General features: G+C 46.5%; 1 protein-coding gene. It reads right to left on the minus strand.

The window, feature by feature from the left end; all coding sequences use genetic code 11:
- Positions 1-164: 164 nt before the first annotated feature.
- Positions 165-615, minus strand: a 451-nt coding sequence (locus tag R8N49_RS28475; RefSeq protein ID WP_318190615.1) for an HAD-IC family P-type ATPase, incomplete at its 5' end; no start/stop codon positions are given.

Raw genomic sequence — 615 nt, forward strand, 5'->3', positions numbered from 1 at the left:
AAAGGGTTTAGATCACATTATTCGGGCGAATTTATCATTTCGTTGCATAACAACAAGTCCGATGGCTCAGATTACATTCACAAAACTTATAGCTCTCACGGAAACATAAAAACCCGAGACGAGAAACGCCTCGGGTTAAATATAGAGCAACTTTGAGAATAGCGTTATTGCACTTGTTTAGATTCAAACCGCAGAAGTCGTAGCGCATTGAGTGTCACTAACGCAGTCGCCCCACTGTCTGCCAAGACCGCAACCCAAAGCCCAGTGATACCCAATAAACTGGTGACTAAGAACACGCCTTTTAAGCCAAGCGCCAACGCCACGTTTTGACGAATGTTGTTCAGCGTCGCACGTGATAATTCAATCATTGCTGGCAATTCAACCAAGCGGTTGTGCGTTAGTGCCGCATCAGCAGTTTCTAATGCGACGTCAGTACCTCCGCCCATCGCGATACCAATGCTAGACGCTTTCATCGCAGGTGCGTCGTTAATACCATCACCAACCATCGCAACCGTGTGCTCAGTAGAAAGTTGTTCCACATAACGTACTTTATCGGCAGGCAACAAGCTCGCTTTGTAATCCAAACCAATTTGATGGGCTATCGCTTCTGCACTG

The organism is Vibrio sp. 1978, assembly GCF_033344345.1.